At 39.9% G+C, this 20,772-nt stretch carries 19 protein-coding genes; 3 read left to right on the top strand and 16 right to left on the bottom strand.

Annotation, left to right across the window (positions count from 1 at the left end):
• Positions 1-40: 40 nt before the first annotated feature.
• From JMA39_RS11980 to JMA39_RS11905, 16 genes are all read right to left on the bottom strand, one after another.
• Entirely contained in the window at positions 41-1,099 is a 1,059-nt protein-coding gene (locus JMA39_RS11980; protein WP_202722096.1) for a tetratricopeptide repeat protein, read from the bottom strand.
• A gap of 32 nt (positions 1,100-1,131) precedes the next feature.
• A complete protein-coding gene (locus tag JMA39_RS11975) occupies positions 1,132-2,091 on the bottom strand; it encodes a type II secretion system F family protein (RefSeq protein WP_202722095.1) in 960 nt (319 codons plus the stop codon).
• A 1-nt stretch (position 2,092) separates the two neighbouring features.
• Positions 2,093-3,070: a type II secretion system F family protein gene (locus JMA39_RS11970; protein ID WP_202722094.1), complete on the bottom strand. Its 978-nt coding sequence runs from the start codon at positions 3,068-3,070 to the stop codon at positions 2,093-2,095.
• An 11-nt stretch (positions 3,071-3,081) separates the two neighbouring features.
• On the bottom strand, positions 3,082-4,410 hold the full coding sequence (locus tag JMA39_RS11965) for a CpaF family protein (protein ID WP_202722093.1): 1,329 nt from the start codon (positions 4,408-4,410) through the stop codon (positions 3,082-3,084).
• 1 nt (position 4,411) lies between these two features.
• On the bottom strand, positions 4,412-5,644 hold the full coding sequence (locus JMA39_RS11960) for an AAA family ATPase (protein ID WP_202722092.1): 1,233 nt from the start codon (positions 5,642-5,644) through the stop codon (positions 4,412-4,414).
• 88 nt (positions 5,645-5,732) lie between these two features.
• On the bottom strand, positions 5,733-6,170 hold the full coding sequence (locus JMA39_RS11955) for a TadE/TadG family type IV pilus assembly protein (protein ID WP_202722091.1): 438 nt from the start codon (positions 6,168-6,170) through the stop codon (positions 5,733-5,735).
• The gene (locus JMA39_RS11950) at positions 6,167-6,637 is read right to left on the bottom strand and encodes a TadE family protein (RefSeq protein ID WP_202722090.1); all 471 of its coding nucleotides are present in this window, start codon (positions 6,635-6,637) and stop codon (positions 6,167-6,169) included. The genes JMA39_RS11955 and JMA39_RS11950 overlap by 4 nt, the downstream gene beginning before the upstream one ends.
• 8 nt (positions 6,638-6,645) lie before the next feature.
• Positions 6,646-7,959, bottom strand: a complete 1,314-nt coding sequence (locus tag JMA39_RS11945; protein WP_202722089.1) for a TadE/TadG family type IV pilus assembly protein — start codon at positions 7,957-7,959, stop codon at positions 6,646-6,648.
• Between the two features lie 18 nt (positions 7,960-7,977).
• Complete coding sequence (locus JMA39_RS11940) at positions 7,978-8,274, bottom strand: hypothetical protein (RefSeq protein WP_237732800.1); 297 nt, start codon at positions 8,272-8,274, stop codon at positions 7,978-7,980.
• A 22-nt stretch (positions 8,275-8,296) separates the two neighbouring features.
• Complete coding sequence (locus JMA39_RS11935) at positions 8,297-9,733, bottom strand: type II and III secretion system protein family protein (protein ID WP_202722088.1); 1,437 nt, start codon at positions 9,731-9,733, stop codon at positions 8,297-8,299.
• A gap of 48 nt (positions 9,734-9,781) precedes the next feature.
• The gene (gene cpaB / locus JMA39_RS11930) at positions 9,782-10,591 is read right to left on the bottom strand and encodes a Flp pilus assembly protein CpaB (protein WP_202722087.1); all 810 of its coding nucleotides are present in this window, start codon (positions 10,589-10,591) and stop codon (positions 9,782-9,784) included.
• Positions 10,592-10,619: 28 nt separating this feature from the next.
• Positions 10,620-11,942: an ATP-binding protein gene (locus tag JMA39_RS11925; protein ID WP_202722086.1), complete on the bottom strand. Its 1,323-nt coding sequence runs from the start codon at positions 11,940-11,942 to the stop codon at positions 10,620-10,622.
• A 9-nt stretch (positions 11,943-11,951) separates the two neighbouring features.
• Positions 11,952-12,518, bottom strand: a complete 567-nt coding sequence (locus JMA39_RS11920) for an A24 family peptidase (protein ID WP_202722085.1) — start codon at positions 12,516-12,518, stop codon at positions 11,952-11,954.
• 77 nt (positions 12,519-12,595) lie between these two features.
• Positions 12,596-12,793: a Flp family type IVb pilin gene (locus JMA39_RS11915; protein WP_202722284.1), complete on the bottom strand. Its 198-nt coding sequence runs from the start codon at positions 12,791-12,793 to the stop codon at positions 12,596-12,598.
• 542 nt (positions 12,794-13,335) lie between these two features.
• Positions 13,336-13,737, bottom strand: a complete 402-nt coding sequence (locus JMA39_RS11910; protein ID WP_202722084.1) for a helix-turn-helix domain-containing protein — start codon at positions 13,735-13,737, stop codon at positions 13,336-13,338.
• Positions 13,730-15,064, bottom strand: a complete 1,335-nt coding sequence (locus JMA39_RS11905; RefSeq protein ID WP_202722083.1) for a L,D-transpeptidase family protein — start codon at positions 15,062-15,064, stop codon at positions 13,730-13,732. Before JMA39_RS11905 ends, JMA39_RS11910 begins: the two co-directional genes overlap by 8 nt.
• Before the next feature lie 588 nt (positions 15,065-15,652).
• Between JMA39_RS11905 and JMA39_RS11900 the strand changes: the two genes are divergently transcribed.
• The 3 genes from JMA39_RS11900 (at position 15,653) to JMA39_RS11890 (ending at position 20,731) form a co-directional block, all read left to right on the top strand.
• The gene (locus JMA39_RS11900; RefSeq protein ID WP_202722082.1) at positions 15,653-17,728 is read left to right on the top strand and encodes a sulfatase-like hydrolase/transferase; all 2,076 of its coding nucleotides are present in this window, start codon (positions 15,653-15,655) and stop codon (positions 17,726-17,728) included.
• Positions 17,729-17,915: 187 nt separating this feature from the next.
• Entirely contained in the window at positions 17,916-19,661 is a 1,746-nt protein-coding gene (locus tag JMA39_RS11895; RefSeq protein WP_202722081.1) for an ArnT family glycosyltransferase, read from the top strand.
• A 38-nt stretch (positions 19,662-19,699) separates the two neighbouring features.
• Entirely contained in the window at positions 19,700-20,731 is a 1,032-nt protein-coding gene (locus JMA39_RS11890; RefSeq protein WP_202722080.1) for a glycosyltransferase family 2 protein, read from the top strand.
• Positions 20,732-20,772 lie beyond the last annotated feature (41 nt).

Below are 20,772 nucleotides of genomic sequence, written 5' to 3'. Positions count from 1 at the left end.
AAGATTGACATTAACACAGGGTTATTTCCCAACTTGATAATCAATAACCCGCATGCTGAAATTCATCAGAAATCTCAGCTTTAGCTCTCCTTAAGTTTTTCTGAGCTTGTTCAAAATAACTAGGCGATGTATCTATTGCTCGCTCAAACAGCGCAATAGCCTTTTCATACTGCCCTTCTAGCATTAAGAAGTAACCTAAATCATTTAATGCTTCAGCCGGAGACATGGTTCGTTCAAATGTGGCTAGTGCACGTTTATACAAACCTTTACGTACATAGACTAGCCCCAAATTAGTCCAAGCTCGATCAAAGTTTGAATCTTGGCGAATTGCTTGGCGCAAATACTTTTCTGCCATGCTTAGTTCACCCGTTAGGTAATATGAATAACCCAAATTGGTAATAAGTACTGGGGAATGAGGCTGAAGCTCCAATATTAACTTGAAGTACTCTCTGGCTTGTTGATGGTTATTCTCGACATCCTCCAATATGGCTATAGCATTATAAACTCGTGCTGGTGAGTCTTGATCTGGTACCAAAAATTCTCTCATAACCTGCTTATTTTCCAGTTGTTCGAGTCTGTATTGATCTAGCTCTATCGCCTTCTCTAAGTATAAACGTGCTTCCCTGTACTGTCGTTTATCCATGCTGATGACCCCAAGATCTGCATGAACCCTCATTAGATTAGGATCAAGACTAAGCGCTTCATTATACGCTCTAAAAGCAATATCAATATTACCTCTCATAGTATGAATGCGGCCTATCTGATAAAAGGTTTCCGCATTTTTAGCATTAAAGTCTAACGCTTGGATATAAGCATATAATGCCTTTTCAAGGTTGCCGGATTGCTCCTCTGTGCGTGCTTTAGTTAATGCGTCTGCTTCCGTTTTTGGGGCAGAGAAGTCTGATGCTACAGATGAGAGTGTCCCAACATCCAGTAAATCTTGGCGTTCAGGCTCTTTAACCTCTACAGGAGCCTCTTCAGGGGTAGAGCTACAAGCAGTTACAAAAAGCAATATGCCTAGCATTGCTGAGGCTTTAACCAATCCCCAACAGTAAAATTTTAGACCTTTAGTATTAAATGGTATCAATCTTATGCTCATATCCATCCCCTATATGTCCTTCAATCTAGCGCTTAAAACGCTTGTCCCCATACTTTCATTACTTTTAATACCGCAGGGCCTACAGCAACGATAAAGAACGAAGGCCAGATACAACACATCATTGGAAATATCATTTTCACCGCAAGCTTTGCGGCTTGCTCTTCGGCCGCTTGTAATCGCTTATTACGATATTCATCTGAAAATACTCTTAGCGTTTCAGCAATCCCCGTACCCAAGCGCATACTCTGAGAAATTGCTGAATTGAGCCCCTTAATATCTTCTAGACCTGTTCTATCGGTAAACTCCTGTAGCGCGACCTTAATGGTTAAGCCCGCTCTCACCTTACTACATACTAAATCCAGTTCACTAGCCAAGTTCGGGTGGCTGAATGCCAACTCCTTAGCAACCCTCTGCATAGCCGCCATTAAACCAAGACCTGCCTCACAACAAACAACGAGTAAGTCTAAGGCATCAGGAAACCCGACTCTAAGACGGCGCATACGACGATTTGCTAAAGACTGCAATACGATTGATGGAATAATAAATGCGCCACCAATAAATAAGCAAAAGATGTAAATTGTCCAAATACCCGAAATATTAGGAAACAGATTCAAAACCACCAAAGAAATAATGGATCCGAGCAAGATAAGAAGCAGGCGCGAAGCGTTAAAAACTGCGAGAGCATTTTGAGAGTGGAATCCAGCATGAATAAGTAGGCGTCTTGTTTCATGATTAGAAAAGTTGAGGAATGGCTTCTTAGCCATTTCGTCTATGCCATGCTCCAAAGTGCCAGTCACATCTTGAGTTACTGGTTTTTCCTCATCATTAAGTGATTTCAACCTTTTTCTAATAGGAGAGTAGACACCGCTAATCAAGTAAGAAACAGATATTGCAAGGGTAACTCCGGCAATCGCAGCAACGGTGTAAATAGCCCATTCAACATGTTGAGGATCATCAAACCACTGACCAAATAAACCAATTAGATAGTCCATATTACATATCTATCCTTATTAACTTACTAATCCACATGCCACCGATAAACATTCCGATAGCCCCCCAAATCAGCAACTGATTACCCTCTTCTGTACCGGTTAGCTCACCAACATAACCTGGTGTTTGAATATAAATAACAGCGAAAAGCACAAACGGCAGTAAGATAAGGATCCATGCAGACAAACGCCCTTCGGCTGAGAGTGTTCTCACTCTGCGCCTAAACGTAAAACGCAGTCGAATGACTCTTGCCAGGTTGTTAATATTTTCAGCTAAATTACCGCCAGTCTCTTTTTGAACCATAACCGCGCTAGCGAAAGCCATGGCTGAAACACTGGGCACCCGCTCAATAAACCCTAAGAGTGCTCTTTTCGTATCTTTACTGTAGTTAATGTTAGCGAACATTAAGCTAAATTCCTTCGCAAGCGGCCCCTCCATCTCTTCGGTGACTAACTTAACTGCATCAGAGAATGAATAACCAGCTTGGAGAGCACGGCGCAATACATCTAAAGCATCAGGAAAACTTTCCTCAATTTTATCCATTCGCTTCGCTGTATCGCGGTTTAACTTAAAGTTAAATAGAAAAAGTGTTACCACAAACATAAGAGCTGCTGCGATAGGTTCCGCTAAATAAGCCCAAGCCAAGAATGCAGCAATAGATGCAGATAAAACCGCAAGAAAGATAAATTGATGCCCCATCAATTTGTAATCGGCCAACTCTAATCGATAGCTTAGATTTTCCACAACCTGGAAATGTTCTAACCAACGCCCAATAGGGCCTAATTTCCCTAAACGGCTCTTACGAAGTAATGACGTTTCATAGGTAATATCACCGGACTCTTCTGATAGCTTCTTTAGGCGCTTGCGCACTAGTGCAGTGTTCGCTCTTTGCGGACTGTAAACAGGTAAAAATAGTGCTTGTGACAAGAATAGAACTGCAACAAACACTAGGCCTAAGAAAATAACTTGATTAGAAAACATGTGTCGACTCCCTAAAATTCAGCAAATGGATCGCCACAATTGAAAAGGTGATACGGGAGATCGATACCATGTTGTTTTAGCTTGGTATGGAAACTTGGAATAACTCCTGTCGCCTGAAACTCACCAATAATCATCCCTTCATTATCTAACCCTTTACGAGTAAAGCGGAATATTTCAGACATAGTGATGATATCCCCCTCCATACCATTAATCTCTTGAATGCTGGTGACTCTTCTGCGGCCGTCCTCTTGACGTTCTAACTGCACAACCAAATCAATTGCCGATGCAATCTGGGTTCGTATGTTACTGACGGGCATATCGAAGCCAGCCATACAAACCATATACTCCAGTCTACCCAATGCATCTCTTGGACTGTTAGCGTGCAAAGTCGTTAGAGAACCTTCATGGCCGGTATTCATCGCTGTTAGCATATCGAGGGCCTCTCCACCACGAACCTCACCAATAACGATACGGTCTGGCCTCATTCTCAAGCAGTTTTTAACAAGATCTCGCTGAGTAACTTCTCCTTTTCCTTCAATATTTTGAGGGCGTGTTTCTAAACGTACGGTATGGGGTTGTTGAAGTTGAAGCTCCGCTGAATCCTCGATTGTAACAATGCGCTCATCGCTCGGAATAAATCCAGATAACATATTAAGTAAGGTCGTTTTACCACTACCCGTTCCGCCTGATACCAAGATATTTAGCTTACCTTTAACGCCCCCCTTAAGCAGTTCAATCATAGACTCTGTCACTGAACCAATATCAATAAGCTGTTTTGCATTAAGCTTATCAACGGCAAAACGTCTGATTGAAAGGGATGGGCCATCTAGAGCTAGAGGTGGAATAATTGCATTCACACGCGAACCATCGGCAAGCCTTGCATCCACCATAGGAGATGATTCGTCAATTCTCCTACCCACACTTGAAACAATTCTATCAATAATATTTAAAAGGTGAGCGTCACTGTGAAACTTAATATTGACTGACTCTAACTTACCCCTTCTTTCGATATAAACACGATCATAAGAATTAACAAGAATATCAGATATAGACGGATCCGCTAAAAGCGTCTCTAGCGGGCCAAGTCCTAACACTTCATCGATAATAAGACCGATTAGCCTCTTTCGAGTGGATAGATTAATTGGTAGATTCAAGCCATTTAAAATCTGACCACATATTTCACTTATTTGGATTTTGGCTTGCTCTTTAGAGACTGTCTCAATAAGAGACAAGTCCATCACGCTCAATAACTTATCGTAAAGCGTAACCTTGATATCCTGCTCTTCTTGAGTTAAAGGTTGGAAATCACTTACCCCTTTACTTTCCTGTATTATTTCCATATTAATTCCCTAAAAGACGCTTCCAAAAACTAGGCTTACTATTAGTTTCGTCAGCTTTAACGGGGAGTATTTTGTCCCCTAAAAGTCGAATGTCAGTGACGATCCTTTGTTTTTTTCCAACATCAGTTAACGGTCGTCCAAGGTCGACACACTCATTGGACAACTTATAATCATTAATAACAGTGCTAATACTCGGTATTCCAATTGCTTCTTTGATATCTTCTAATTTTATATTTGAATTTTTATTATATCGATTTACAACAAGATTTATTTTATCTGGAGAAACCCCTAATCTTTTCGTCAATTGATTTACCAAATCCTTTGTTTGACGTAAATGCATTATATTTTGTTGAGTCACGATTAAGATTGTCGCGTCTAAAAGAAGATCGCAATTCCAGTACTCCGGACCTCTTGAGAAATCCAAAATGACTTGTTTATAAAAATTACGATATTTCCAAATCAAACCTTTAATCCGACTAAAGTCTACTTCTTTATCTAGTCCAAGTAGTTCAAAAGGTTTGGCTGCAAGTAGGCTTAAATTGCCTTTCTTACTCATAGTACTTTTCAACGCTATTTCATCGAGTTCTTCAATAGAGCCGAGTACATCGCAAACAGAATATTTTGAGTCAAACCCAAGAATATGTGACAAGGTGCCATGGTGTAGATCCATGTCTAATAATGCTAAATCAGCCCCTTCTCTTTGAGATACAACATCCGCCAAGCTTGCTGATATAAAACTGGCACCGGAGCCCGCCTTACCGTTAATAATCGCAATAACAGGAGCTAAATCTGCATTTTGAACAAGGCGGTTTGACACCTTTTCTAACGAGGTAAAAATCTCATTTAAGGGAGAGGTTGAGGGGATAAAATCAATTACATTATATTGAAAAGCCAATCTTAAGATATTCTGCGGAGTATTAAAGCCTATTAATATCGTGTCACAGTCAAAATTTGATGCATATGTTAGTGCTTTGGCAGCTTCAACCTCATCAGAGGGTAATACCAATAGTACCAGGTTAAAGTAGCTTTTTTCTTTTGGTAAGTTCCGCTCATCATAAGAGACGGCCTGCCAGTCTAAGTTTTCGAGCTGATTTAAGTTTTCACTAAACCAAGCAAGAGACTCACTGGCATTAGATAGCACTACAGCACGAACAGGAAATGGTAGACTAAAATGCATAGGCTGCTCTTGCTGTTGATTATCGTTCGAGACACATAGCTCTAGCGGCTTATCCATTATGCTACTTACCTCCCTTTTTAAACACGTCTATATTTACTATAGACAATAATCCCTAGGGTATTTATTTATTTGGTTATATTTTTAATCACAAGCTGCAGTCAGTTGTTCCTCCTTGAAATATACCAAGACTCTCCCTAGGAAGTGTTGTGGTAAAAGTAGGGGAATTAATCGTGCGATATAAACCAGGCACAAGAAACTGATGGTTATAACCTATGATTTCGGCTCTTACTAGATCGATGTCTATTCCTGTAGCAGGCGTTCCATCAAAAGCCAAATAGCTAATACTTAGGTTACTTGCGCTTAAATTAGGCAAAATAGAGGCATCATTAAACAGAGCTCTAGAGTTTATATCGCTATCAACTTGACATACTACAGCTAACCTTGCGGCTCTTCTCGAAGCCTCATGGAGTACATTGTAGGTAAATAATAGACGTCCAAACTCTATTGCAGCGAAAAGTACAACAAAAAATATCCCCGCAACAAATGTAAATTCAACAGCATAAACTCCCTTTTGCTTTTTCATAAGGCCGTTACCGCATAGGAGGCATTTAAATTAAAAGTAAGATCTATGCCCTCTCCAAAAGAAAGTGTCGATAACTTATCGGTAAATAATGGTTGCCAGTCATAACTTACCTGTATTACTAATATACCGCTATCTGCAGGAAACTCTGTCACAGTGATATCAGTGCTTGCCAATCCAGATAGATTTGAAGTTGTGTTTAGTGTATCTCCACTTAACAACATGCGTTTCATATTACTTATACAAAAATCGCAATTTTCATCAGATAAAACATCCGGTAAATTACCTGTTGTATCGACGATTGCTGCATTTGAAATAAAACGCCCCGCACTGCGTGCCATTCGAGTTAATTCGCTATACTGGTAAAGTATTCGACCAAATTCTACTGTAACGAAGATAAGCAGCAGAAGAATCGGTAAAACAAGTGTAAATTCTATGGCTGCAATTCCGTTCTGTTTTTTAAAATTCATAAGACCACCTATGAATCAGGACTATCAGGATCACGATAGAGTACAATTGTGAAGTTATCACTCTCGAAATCAGGGTCTAACGAAGCATTCCCAGAAGAGCCACACTCAGAAATATACTCTCCGATGATAATCGATGTATTTCCCTCGTGCGCTACAGTCTGCGTTAAGAAAAAGCAGCCAATAGCTTTAACCTCTACAACATTTTTACCATTAATCTTTCCGGTACAATCTCCAATAACAACCGGCAACTTTCTCCTATCGGCCTTGTTATATGCTGACGCGTCTAAAATATTTCCAGTTTTACAGTGTTGAGTATGCGAAACAGGGTTTTCGTTAATATCCTGCCCGTAATAAGCCGCATAGCTATAATACTCTGCTGCTGGGTTAGTGATATTGGCCTCTTCATCGACCAATAACCTATCTCCCTGGCAAGTATTAATGTCTCTAGGGTGATCGAGTGAATTCAATTGATTACCGTTTGGCCACTCACCAAAACGCGTATTAAGTCCATCTGAAACTGGGCCAACTTTATTTCCTGGCTCTGTTGGTATCTGCTGATCAACACTGACGCATGCTCCAGGAGAGAACTCTCCGGCAAGCCCCTCTTCAATACTTTTACCACCAGAGCCACCAAGATCGAGTAGCTGAAAATTACCAGGCCCTAAGGTTACATCGGGATCTGTAGGGTTTTGTTTGGAGCCAATTTTCATGACATGTAGGCCACCGTGAGCCATTCCGTAATCGTCGGGTTTTGTCATATCACCACAAACTAATAAGGGAACCACTTTATTCAAACACTCGATATCGGTACTGCGTCCCGCAACAGCAGAAGCACGAACTTTTTTATCAAAATTCATAATTTGCGCTAAAAAGTTATCTAAGCTGATGCCTTCAACTCTCACTCGCACATATTCATAATTGTTATCTGTTCCGGGGACAAACGGGTCAGGTAATGCCGAAAACTCTATCGCTACATGGCTTGTCACTTGAGAAGAGTTGTAGTCTGGTGATGACAAAGTGACTACATCGGCAATTTCACTATTTTCGGCATGACCAAGGTTTTGAGCAAGAATAGCTACGGCAACTTGTCTTGCATCATAAAGCGTTCCACCATCCTGAAGCTTTTTAGCCGCAGATAAAGCTGCTGAGTCGACAGCATTTTGTAACCGACCTTTGTTCAATAACATGTGGCTACTGTCTAATGCTAAGGCTGCCATGGCAACAATCGCAAACAGTCCTATCGTAAACATGACGATAATCGCCCCAGATTGATTTCTTTTAGGACGTCTAAGTTGGACTAATAATCTGAATTTACTCGCCATAACTGTAGCCTCTACAATCTAATTGCCACCCGAGCCAATAGCGGTTATCGAGCCCATATGCCTCGCTTTCTCAGGCTTCGCAGAACTTGCCCGGTAAGACTGCATAACCTCACGCCCATAGTTACCTTCCAGACTAAGTATAATACCGTCGTTACGTTCTGCTGCCCCAGGGTCCAATATCTGTACTTGTTTAATCTGGTAATGACTCTCACCCATTGGGAAGTCGTTGACTTTCGTACAGCCCGTCAAACTAAAAAAAGAAACAACTAAGACTGCAAAGAAAATATTACAGGTACCGTTTATATTTGCTCTCATGAGCCCTACTCCTTTTTTAGATTTAAAGTGAATGACCATATTTTTGCTGAGTTCCTGAATCATCTAATTTTGCATCTGACTCGACAGGCTCATAAGGTGTTTCGCTAGTATCGTCATTCTTTTCTTTGTGAGAGAGTTTTCCTAGTAGGTAAAACTCTACATCGGAAGGCAATACAAAACCGTCAGTAGGTAGGGAAATATCTTTGCGATTAAACGCTCTAACTAGCCTAGGGGTCACTAAAATCACCAGTTCACTCTGACCACTTTGAAAGCTCTTACTCGTGAATAGCTGCCCCAAAACCGGAACATCTCCCAAACCAGGTAATTTATCGATATTTTCTCTAAGTGTGTCACTAATTAAGCCACTGATTGCAATTGTTTGCCCATCAGCTAACTCAACCGTTGTCGCAGTACTTCTTTTTACCAACGATGGTACAACTAACGTCGTTGAGGTATTACCTGAAATCGCAAAACTATTTGCAGTACTAATTTCACTAACCACTACATTTAAATTCAAATTAATTTGACCAGAGTCAAGAACAGTTGGAACAAATTTCACGCCAACACCGTAATCCCTGTACTCGATAGTTGTATTACCATTCTCCCCCGGAACCGGAATAGGAAACTCTCCTCCAGAAAGAAACTGAGCCGATTGACCACTCATTGCGGTAACATTAGGTTCAGCTAAGACTTTAGCTAAACCGTTTTGTTTAGCGACATCTAGCGCAAAATTCATCATTAAATCACCATTGATGTACTGCGCAAATATACCTTTGGCATCGATACCACCTATGCTTCCAGGGTCAAAGCCTCCGCCCCCCCCAACAACACCACCAGATAGGTTAGATCCCTGATTAAATATGAAAAACTTAGAGTCGAACTGTCTAGCTACATTTCTTTGTACCTCGGCGACAACGACTTCAAGCATGACCTGATGATCTCCACCTATCGTCATCATATTGAGCACTTTACTCGGTGCGCGACCTCCAGCAGCAGCTTCAGCGTAGCCCTGAGCAAGTTCAACAGCAGTATTCATTTTTTGAAGATTAGATGCCTGACCACTTAATAACAGTTGTCCTTGAGAGGTTTGTACGCCTAACTTTTCAGTGGGAAGAAATTGATATAGCCTTGTCTTTAAGCCATTCAGATCATGAGTGACCTCAATATCCATCACTCTTGCAAGCTGCTCATTTTTATCCCAAATCATGACATTAGTACTACCTAACTGCTTTCCTAAAATATAAAGCTCGTCATTAGGGAGTAACTTAATATCGGCAATACTAGGGTTGCCGACCGAAACACGATGTACAGGTCCGTTGAGCATTAAAACTCTGGATTTAAAAATAGGGATCCGTTGAACATCTGCTCTCGCCCCAGCTGTTGGGCCTCCTGCATATGCCGTTGACAGTTCTAATAACGCCAATAAACAAACAATCGAAAGGTAACGAAGGAATGACATGTTATTCTCCTTAAAACATGAAACTTTATGCTTGCTATCAACTAATTATTAGTTGTCGACTTTAATCTCTTGCTCATTCATGCCTTTAAGCAAAAGAACTTTTTTTGAACTCGCTTCCGAAACTCTAGCAACGCTTACCGCTTCAGCTTGTTTAACCGGCTCTTCTTTATCTGTTTCAATTGCTTTTTCTTGTATATCGGCAAGCTCTATAACCGCAGTGTCATTAGGGTTACGCAGTGCTAATTGCAAAGAGCCTCGACTCTTAGCAATCATTAGCGTTTCGGCTTGCTCTAGACTTAACTCTAATGTGACTGCTCGAACCAACACCGGCTTATTTTCATCATTTGACGCTTTCTGGTCGATCGCTAAGATTTTTACGTTTGAAAGAACGATGTCGGTTTTTAGCCCTGGCGTTTTAATTATATTGATAATATCGACTCTGTTGCCTGGCAAAAGAAAGCCTGCAACACCAACGACATCGTTAACTCTGATGGTGACTGCCCGCATCGTTGGCGTAATTAAACTCGCTAATGTACTTCCCTCTCCCTTTGGTGTTAACCGCTCCTTACGTAACACCTCTCCCTGATAGAGTCGATGTTTTACAACTTGACCTTCAGCCTGGGTGATTTCTGTAATTGCACCTTCTGGGACAAGGTTTTGAGGAACAGGAGTTAAGGCAAGGTGCTTCCTTTCTATAATGGTTCCTAAGGGCACCTCCGTAACCATGGTAATGACATTGGATGTTGTTCCAACTGTTTCTGCTTTAGTATTTGTTTTGAGCCAGTTTTGTGCAAGATACACAGCGGTAACTCCAAACACTAATGACAAAATGACAAATAAGACTGTTCTATTATTCATTTGTCGCTCCTAATCAAACTCCAAAATTTTATACAAAATATATCGACCAAGAAGAATCAACTAAGGAGGGTGTCACCACAGGTTCAAACTCCATGAAACTTATTTGATCAGACATAATCCCCAACAAATCCCTCGGATAACATGGAATCAGTGGTTTATCGTACCTCTTGTGATACTCAACTAAGAGATACTGAAAAACTTCTTCAGTACAACTTAAACCTAAGTCTTCACAGACTTGAAACCATATTTTTCTATATAACTCCTCATCCAAGGCATCAAAATGAATTTTGTATCCAAGTCGCCTTAAAAAGGCTTCATCTACAAGTTCTTTTGGATCAAGGTTAGTTGAAAATAGAAGAATGAGTTCGAATGGAATTTCAAAATGCTCACCAGATTGTAGACTTAAAAAGTCTCTTCTCTCTTCCATAGGTATGATCCAGCGGTTAAATAACTGTTTCGCACTGATTTTCTGCCTTCCCAAATCATCTAATAACAAAATTCCGTTATTTGCCTTGAGTTGAAGTGGAGCCATATATGTGCGGCTATGACTGTCAAACTGAACCTCTAACATCTCAGCTGTCAATTCACCACCAGTGATCCTTAACGGCCTTTCACACTTTATCCATCTGGGATCATGCCCCTCTGATAGATTCAAACTACTGTTTTCGGCACTGCCTTCTACTTTATGATGTAGCTCTGGGTCATACACTTGAATTACTTCGTTGCCAATTGCTAAAGCGTAAGGAATTAAAACGCTGTCACCTAGAGTTAAGTTAAGATGGCGACACAAGTAGCTTTTTCCTGTACCAGGAGGCCCATAAATAAGTACTGGTCGACTAGAGTTCATCGCTGGCCCGATCTTAAAGAGAAGGTCTTTAGGCAATACTAAAGCGGATAAGCCGGCCTCTAACATTTCAAAAGTAATCGCTTTGGCCCTGCTAGATTGCTTTCTACAAATATTTGCGTACTGCTTTAATGGCACAGGGGCCAAACCCAAATAGCCATTTCTAGACAAAGCTTGCTTTGCATGTACTTCCCCACCAGCGCTTAGTGCATAACGCATCTGGCCATCAGGGGTTGTTTGTCTATTTTCCACCCAGGCTAAAGATTTTGCAGTATCCAATAACTGTTGGATAATTCCGCCTGTTACACCCACCAAATTAACGAGTTGCTCTCTTGTTAACACTCCAGCGGCTAAAAGATGCTTTGTCACTAAATCGAGAAGTACAGACTCTGACACCCCTGTTTCACTGATTGTTTTCGGACGTGGAGCAAGCTGAGTATCCATTGGCAAAACCGTGTTAATTGAAGCAATAGATTCAGGAGACTGCTCTTCTCTAGTTATATTCATGCGCATATCCTAAGAAAATAGAGAGTGACTAACAGAAGAGTATAAATGTGTAATATCCGGATTCAGTGAACATGCCCACAGCCACCCCATAGCTAAGGCTGGTGCGTAGGGCACTTTTTGCCCTGCGGCCTCACCTACTTCTGGCTTGAAATACGTTCTTAAGTAGAAGCAGTCCCAATATCTTTTCGCTGTTTTAAAACAACCAGAAAATCCCGACTTCCATATTATGAGTAAGGTACTGGTTATTGCTCCAGCAACGATTGCATAGGCAATACTCCACACTAACAATTGTGGCCCCATTAAAGCGCCAATCCCCATCATTAGCTTGATGTCACCAGCCCCTAATATTTTAAAAATAAAGGTTGGAAATAAAATAATAAATGCAAGACTAAACCCAATAAATGAGATCATTAAACCACTTAACTGAGCAAAATAACTATTTATTGAAAACCCACAAAATATTGCCAATAAACATAGCCAATTAGGTATTTTCTCCTTTGTTAAATCCACGATAATCGCTAATATAAAAAATACACCAGCAATGACAACTTGAAGTAACAATTGATAATCAGCCATATTATTCCCTTAACTTTCAGCAAAAGATTACTCACATTGAAAGTGAGCAATCTTTATTCCAACTATTCATCCAAAGTTTAAGGTGCAGTACAATCAGCTGAATTACCATTTACCGCAGAAGCTAGACAATCAATTTTATCCGTAGCATTTGTACCTAAGGTATTAAACGCAGCGATCATGCCACCAACAACTAATCCACCAGCAATCGCATACTCAACAGCAGTCAAACCACTTTCGTCCTCAACAAACTCTTTTAGTAAACTTTTGATATCCATAATTTTATCCACCTATTGTTGTCCTATCTCAAAACTAGCTTTAACAAGTTCGGCTACAGACGCAAAGTTTTTCATTGCTTAAGTAACGCTGTATATAAAGGTAGCAAAGGCAGGGTTAACTCACCATGTGGAATAATTTACTGGTCTATTCATTTGCTATGTCAGCACGTCAATGCCCATCAAATATACAAAAGTATTATTCAATTTATGTCATTGCAGAGACCATTTAACTCAGAATTAGTTTCAATGTCCTTAAATTTGGTAGGGAATAGTTCCTTAATCCATTAGACACTATAAAATTGATATTGGTATCTTTTGTTTTTACAAGCTGACAAAAGGTAAATGCATTGTAAAATCAGACCACTTTATTATTCCATAAAAATCGAGAATGACTATGGTTACAAGAGGAAAACCAAGGAGTTTGATGTTTTTTTGTTACCGTTGGGAATTTTAAAGAATAAAAATAGTTCCAATACTAAATAATCACTCATTTAGCATGTATAAGTTTAATCACTTTCAGATAATACATTAGATAGTATGGACTAAAATCGCTCCATCAATTTATAAACGCTCGATATTTCATATTTAACCCCAAATTGCTTCTCTATGTATAGCTGAATATCACCTCCCGTCAACTTTCTCTTTTCTCCATGATTACTCTTATTGTCGACGTAGCGTTTGAGTTGTATTAGCTGATCTTGGCTTAAAATACTCGGCCTACCGCAATGGGGTTTATCTTTTAATCCCTCAAGGCCACTTGATAGGTAGAGGCTAACCCAACGGTTAACACTCGTGCGGCTAACTTTCAAAAAATCTGCAATTTGGTATCTTGATTTCCCATCTTGAAAATGTAAAACAGCTAACAACTTAAGTTTCATTCTGGCGTTCTTCTCTTTGCGTATGAGCTTGGATAACGCTGCATTATCGTGACAAAAACTATCCATCTTTCCCCCTTATAGCTAATGTGTTAGCTCTTACCTGTAAACGACCAGCTTTATCAATCCAAACTGATTGATAAGACACATTAATAGGTAGTTTACTCGTAAGATTAAAATGCCTTGTTTGTTTGTTTTTTATCGCATTTTTAAATACAAACCTCGTATTTTCAGGTTCTTTACTCATTAAGTAATTTGCAAATAACTCTGGTTGCGAAAGTCTAATACATCCATGACTAAGGGCTCGATTACTTCTTTTAAACAAATGTTTTCCTGGCGTGTCATGAAGAAAAATTGCTTCTGAATTTGGTATTGTAAATCGGTATTTTCCAAGGGCATTTTTCGTGCCGGGTAACTGTACGAGGGCACTGTTCTTTAACTTGTGTTTTAAGCTATTTGAATCCATTCCGCCCACATTATTATCGATGCTATTGCTTGTATAGCTCTTGAATACAAAGTCATTATTTCTGAGATAATTTGGTTGTTTTTCAATATATTTAAAAATATCTTGATAGATTATACTTGCTGGTGGTGTCCAAGAAGGATTCACTGTTATAGCACTTATCGTTGTGTTTAACTCTGGCGTTTTACTGGTAGGTTTCCCCACGATTACCGGCATAACTAACTTCACAACACCGTTTTTTGTAATACGTAAGGTTTGAGCCATTAGATTCACAGAAACATAATCCTTCGTTCCGTCGAACTCTATCAGGGTTTCCTTCAAAGCATTCTGTAGTTGAGCCACTCTTATAGAGGGTTCAGTATTAAGCGCTAGTATTGTTTGGGGTACCAACTTACCATTAACAGTGTGGCCATGCCGTCTTTGAAACAGCTTAAGGCCTTCCTCAATGCTAGGGTCAAAAATACTCTCTCGGTAAACAGGCATAGAATAGGGTGTTATATCTCCAAGCTGCGCTAGTATCCACCTAAGCTTTGCAACCTCTTTCGTTCTTAAACCTAACCTCAGTTCTATAGGAGCTACCGTCGGCCATTGATAGCGCTCTAACGACTTATAGTGCTTGATTAACATCCTTAAACGCTCTACATCATTACGCTCAATTAAAGTCAGGTACTGTTCAGCAGATAAAGATTGATGCTTAAAATCTTCGCCAAAAACATGGTTATCTAATAGCCTTGCCAAACCCGTCTTATTCATAGTCTCATTCACTCTCACTCCTGCACCGAGGTCATAAGCTAACGAACTGAGTTGACGAGAGGCTTCAGAATTATTGGATACCTTATTAAAAGCAGTTTCCGCCCCGACCTGAGCCGAAGTTAGAATGATTAGAAGAGTAACAAGTAAATGATATACAACCCATTTAAGTTTGATTAACAAGTTGACTCCTAATTAACTCAATAAAAGAGTTAACATCCATGAAGCCGAAACAGAAAAAAGAATGAAACGAGTCAATAAACTAAGTTTACGTTTCGGCAAACAACTAATTGTTAGGTTTAGTACAAAAAAAGACGATTAGGCAAGGTGTTAACGTGATTTATTTTGTATTGTTAGGTCGCTGACCCACAACTAAAGCTTCTATTGTAGCCCATAATATATTCAGCTTTTTGCCTACACTCTTCTATACTCAAGCTGACCAGTACTTTAAAAATCGTCTATTGATGCTCTGATGATGTTCTGAAAAGCTAGGATAAATATAATGAAGCGAGGATGGTATAGACTCAGCCCAACATCCGCACTATTAACGATAGGCGTTACAGTTTTATTATTGCTGAACGCAAATGCGATGTATCAGGATTATCTTTACACCAAAGAAATTAGAACAAGTACCCCGTCAGGTTCAAGTTTAGCTGAGCGATATCTTATTCTAGGGGGATGGCCAGCATCAAAAGAGCATGACTTTGTATCATCTGATATCGATTATCCCATCAGAGTAAATAGTAATAACGCTTCACAAAAGGAGCGAGAATGAGCAAAAACCGTGATTCTAATGACTCCAGAGCAAGAGCACTGTTATTAAGGGTATTCTTTAGGACGCTTGCTATTTTAATGTTGTTTACCGTCATATTGTTTAACTTCAAGTCCTCGCTTCAAGTCTATTCGGTAATGTCTCTAGCTTCCACGATGAACAGCCTAGATAGTGATTCTTTAGCTGCTTATGGGCTGCTATACGATATTATATTTTTTTTCTGTGTACTCATCGCCATACACATCATCTGGTCAGGAATTATTACCGTTTCAACCCGTTCTCCTTGGTTTCCTCTAAAGAGCAAAAACCAGAAAGAACTTTACTGGATGCTATTTGTTGTTCTTAACATTACGTGTTTGATTGCAGTTAACTCATACTTTTTCCCAACTTCATTAGTTTCATACTTTAGGCATACGCCTGTCAGCGAACCACTTGTATGGGGAGGTTTAGCAAGCTTTTTAGTTATCAGTTTCTATCGAGGCTTATTCCATTTAACTACAAAATCTGTCGCACTCTGCATTTCTCTGTTATTGATAGCTGGGGTCCTAAGCCCTTTTATCTCAATCAGTCAAACAAGAGCACAAGCTCAAAAAGATCCAAATATTATTATTTTAGGCATTGACGGTCTTAGGCCAGATCATTTGAAATACCTTGGAGCAGACCCTAAAATTGCCCCTAACTTGAACCGCGTACTCGATAGTATGACTGTATACAAGAATGCTTATACGCCTCAGGGACGAACTTACGTTGCTTGGATGAGCCTTCTTACTGGAAAGTATCCGGTTAATAACGGCATTAGGTTTAATTTAGCTCCACCAGAAATGGTCAATAAAACACTTCCGTTTATCGAGCTGTTAAAAGAGCGAGGCTATAACACGACTTATGCAATTGATGAGCGTCGCTTCAACCAAATTGACTCTAGCTATGGCTTTAATAATACAGTAGGTCCAAAGGCTGGTGCAGCAGATGCACTCATATCAGGATTAGGCGATCTCCCCTACCTAAATATACTACTATTGCACCCCTACTCCTCCTATATACTGCCTTATTTATACAATAATAGGGCCTATGGTAAAGCTTACTCGCCTATTGCATTTAATAAGGCAGTAATCGAGAGCCTTGCTCATGAAGCCCCTAACTTTCTTGCCCTACATTATTGTCAATTGCATTGGCCATATACGTCTAAAGACTTTATATCTCAGCCTCTGGAAAACTGGGATGGCAATTACAACCACTATATGTATAAAGAGATGATAAGAAGTGTAGATAAACAGGTGGCAGATCTGTTTGCTCGCTTAAGCCAAGAAGGAATGCTGGACGACGCAATTGTTTATATTATCTCCGATCATGGTGAGAGCTTTAAGCTTCCCACCTTCAAAACTCCTGTCCCACAAAACCTTAAGGCGTTCCCTAAAACGAAGTCTTGGGGTCATGGCACTAATATCTTGGATCAGCAGCAATCCCTTATTCTGCTAGCGCGGGCTGAGTTCAAAAATGGGACTGTAGTTACCCCAGCACAAAAGATTGACGGACTTTATTCGCTGGTGGATATAGTACCTACATTAGTGAGTTCACTAGCTATTTCAAGTACAGGTATTTCAAGTGCATCCGCTTCAAGATTAAATACTGCTAGTTTCGACGGTATAACTCTACCTTGGACTGCAGAACAGGTATCGCATCAAAGATATGTTGTTGTTGAATCTTCTGTCCCGGTAAAGTCCATTAATAAGAGCTTTATTGATAAAAAAGAGGTCATGTCCGAGACGGCTTCAAACTATGAAGTCAGAGATGATGGAAAAGCTTACATGCGCACTAAAAACTACATAGAGCTAATAGCCAAAAAACAGCGGGCAATTTATTTCCAGAATTGGCAATTAAGCTTGTTACCAGATTATGACTCCCCCGTGCTTTTAAACACAGCAACAAATGAAATTTACGACACTGATAATTACCGTGGTGATTTTAATTGGCAGCCTATGATGAGAGCGCTTTGTTCTCAATACAAAGAGGATCCTGGATTTGACCCCCACGCAAGTTGTACAGAATTTATTATTAGCCACAATACTCGAAATTAATGTCTATTTAGTCATAGCGGTAAGAATTTTGTATTTAAGGAAATAGAAGTAAAATCTAGCGTTCAGCCTTACAAGAAAGTTATACAACGAGCAATGTTAATGGAAAATAAACAAATCTGTTAGAAGACTAACAAGAACAAAAATATGTACTACAGTTACCTTAAAGATGATTTTTTCAGGTAACCTTTTGACAAGCAAAGAATTTGATGTCTCTTATGACAAAGAAATTTCCCCCTCTGATGTAGGGAGTGAGCGCCGTAGACTCAGTCAAATACCCGTACTGTCACTGTTACTTGCGTTTGCCGTTGTCGCTCGTATTCATGTGGCCCTATTCTATGAGGTTAACTGGGATGAGTTCTATTACTTATCCTTTGTCTATCAATATGAATCCGGAGCACTCTCTACTCAATTACAGACCTTCCATGTTCACTTCTTTAACTGGCTAAAATGGGTCTCCTCAAACGAAGTCATTCAGATTAAAGCCGCTCGTTTAGTTTTAGTACTATTTCAAATCCTGACTGGTTACTTCATCTATCGCATCGCTCGTCGCTTTGTAAGTACTCCTGCCGCGCTATTTTCTGTACTCTGCTACTTTGCATTTTCTTTTAATATCCGGATGGGCGCGAGCTTTAGGGCCGACCCGTTAACAACCTTCTTCTTAATGAGCAGCCTTACGCTTATTTTATCCCAGAGACTTCAATTTAGACATTTGCTCATTGCAGGTTTATGTATCGCGGTTTCAATACTTATTACCATCAAATCTCTTCTATATCTGCCTACTTTTGGACTCATTGCTTTAGCACTCTACCTAGAAGCACCGATAAAAAGTCGGTTTCTATATAAGCCAATTATTGTATTATCCTGCGCTCTGCTCTCCTTCTACGCTTTATACCTTCTTCATGGCACATTTTTATTATTGCCTAACTCTGAAGTAGCAGCTGAAATCGTTAGTGTAAGTTTCGATAAAACGATCAAAACCAGTACCTTCTTGCCTGGCTTTATCTACTTAAAGTATTCGTTTTTCTACGATTTTTTGTTCTGGTTAACCTTGATATATGGAGTTAAAGTAGCCTATTTCGCTCGCTTACCTCATAGGCAGCTAAGCCAAAGCGATCGACTCATTCTATTAAGTTTCTGCTTACCTCTTTGTACAATTTTTTTCTATCGAAATGCCTTTCCCTATTTCTATTCATTTATGCTCGCTCCGGTAACGGTTTTGTGTGGTGTGGCATGGGATGGATTTAGACTTAATCCTCGAAATAATAGAGAAACGAGTGTAATTACCAGCTGCTTATTACTTTTCATAGCGGTAAGTATTACCTATCACGGATTTTTTATTCCAATGAAGAAAACCTTGCAGACACAACAAAACTTTGTCGAACTGATCCACAGACTTTTCCCTTCGCCTACGAGCTACATAGATTGCTGCTCCATGATCGCTTCATATCCTAAACAAGGTTTTTTTATGAGCAGTTGGGGGATGGAAGCTTATTTGGAAGCTAAGCAACCTGTTTTAAAAAGTGTTATTGCTGTGAAAGAGCCAGCTTTTGTTATCGCCAATAATCGGTTTTTAAACCATTCAAGCGCATCTGAAACGTTCTCTAAGCAATTACATCCAGCAGATCTAGCCGCTTTAAAACAAAATTATATTCCTCACTGGGGAGCGCTTTATGTCGCTGGGAAGCAACTACAATTACGGGCTAGGAACACTCATTTTTCGATTAACATTCCAGGCGAATATACCCTCGAAGCGACTCATCCCATAATCGTTAATGAGCAGAACTTGTCTCCCGGAGAGACACTATTCTTAGTCAAGGGGAATCATATAGCAAAGCCGACTAAACTTAATCAAGAAGTCAGCTTCCGCTGGGGGAATCATTTATATCGACCACCGTTGCAATCCCATTTCCAACCGATTTTCACTGGGTTCTAGCGCTTTAAGTGCCTGACAATATAAAAAGGTATCAAAAGATGAAACTAATTGTGCAAATTCCTTGTTTTAATGAGGCTGAGAATCTAAGTGATGTAATCGATAGCATTCCATTGCAAATATCCGGAATTGATAGCATTGAAATACTCGTTATAGATGATGGCTCAACAGATAACACGTCTGATGTCGCAGGCCAAGCCGGGGCCGATTACATAATAACTAGCACAACGAATAAAGGCTTAGCTCGCTCATTTCACATCGGCATTGAAGAGTGCCTTCGGCAAGGTGCCGATATAATTGTAAACATTGACGGCGATAATCAGTACCGTTCTGCAGACATTCCACTATTGGTTACACCCATCATAAATAAGGAAGCTGACATTACTGTTGGTGATCGCGGAGGATTCAACAACCCCCACTTTTCACTATTGAAGCGCAGCCTTCAGGTCTTTGGAAGCTTTGTCGTCAGATCGATTCTCAAACTAGATATTACAGATGCCGTCAGTGGGTTTCGTGCTATTTCACGTGAGGCAGCAAGACAGATAAATATCGTTTCAGAGTTTAGCTATACCCTTGAAATGTTAGTTCAAGCGAGTGCAAAGCGAATGAGTATAAAGTCTGTACCAATTCAAACAAATCAAAAGCTTCGGGAGTCACGGCTATTTAAATCCATTCCGCAGTTTCTTTACTTATCCGTCACAACCCTGATACGAATGTACACCATGTACCGACCTCTACGGGTATTTCTCTCCTTAGGTTTAATCGCCATCCTAGTCGGAATGCTACCCATTATAAGGTTCGTGTACTTCTACGCTCATGGCAACGGCGATGGGCATATGCAGTCACTCATACTAGGCTCCACACTCATGACATTAGGTGTGATTACACTTTTAGTGGGCTTAATTGCAGACCTGATCAACTTCAACCGTAAATTAACAGAGAAAATGCTTCATAAAATGGAGAGAATGGATGAAAGGGTCATTAAGGTTGAGCAAGAAGTTTCTTCCAAATCTGAAGTTTCCTCTACTTTTACAAAAGAGAGCAAGCAGTCAAATAAGATCGTTAATCAATAATTTTTCGTTTTTTCCCTATATGCAACAGCAATATAAAGGAA

Source organism: Shewanella schlegeliana (genome assembly GCF_016765635.1).
In the GTDB taxonomy this organism is placed as follows: Bacteria; Pseudomonadota; Gammaproteobacteria; order Enterobacterales; family Shewanellaceae; genus Shewanella; species Shewanella schlegeliana.
Note: the sequence above shows the minus strand (reverse complement) of the source record. Positions and strands in the feature narration are given on the sequence as shown.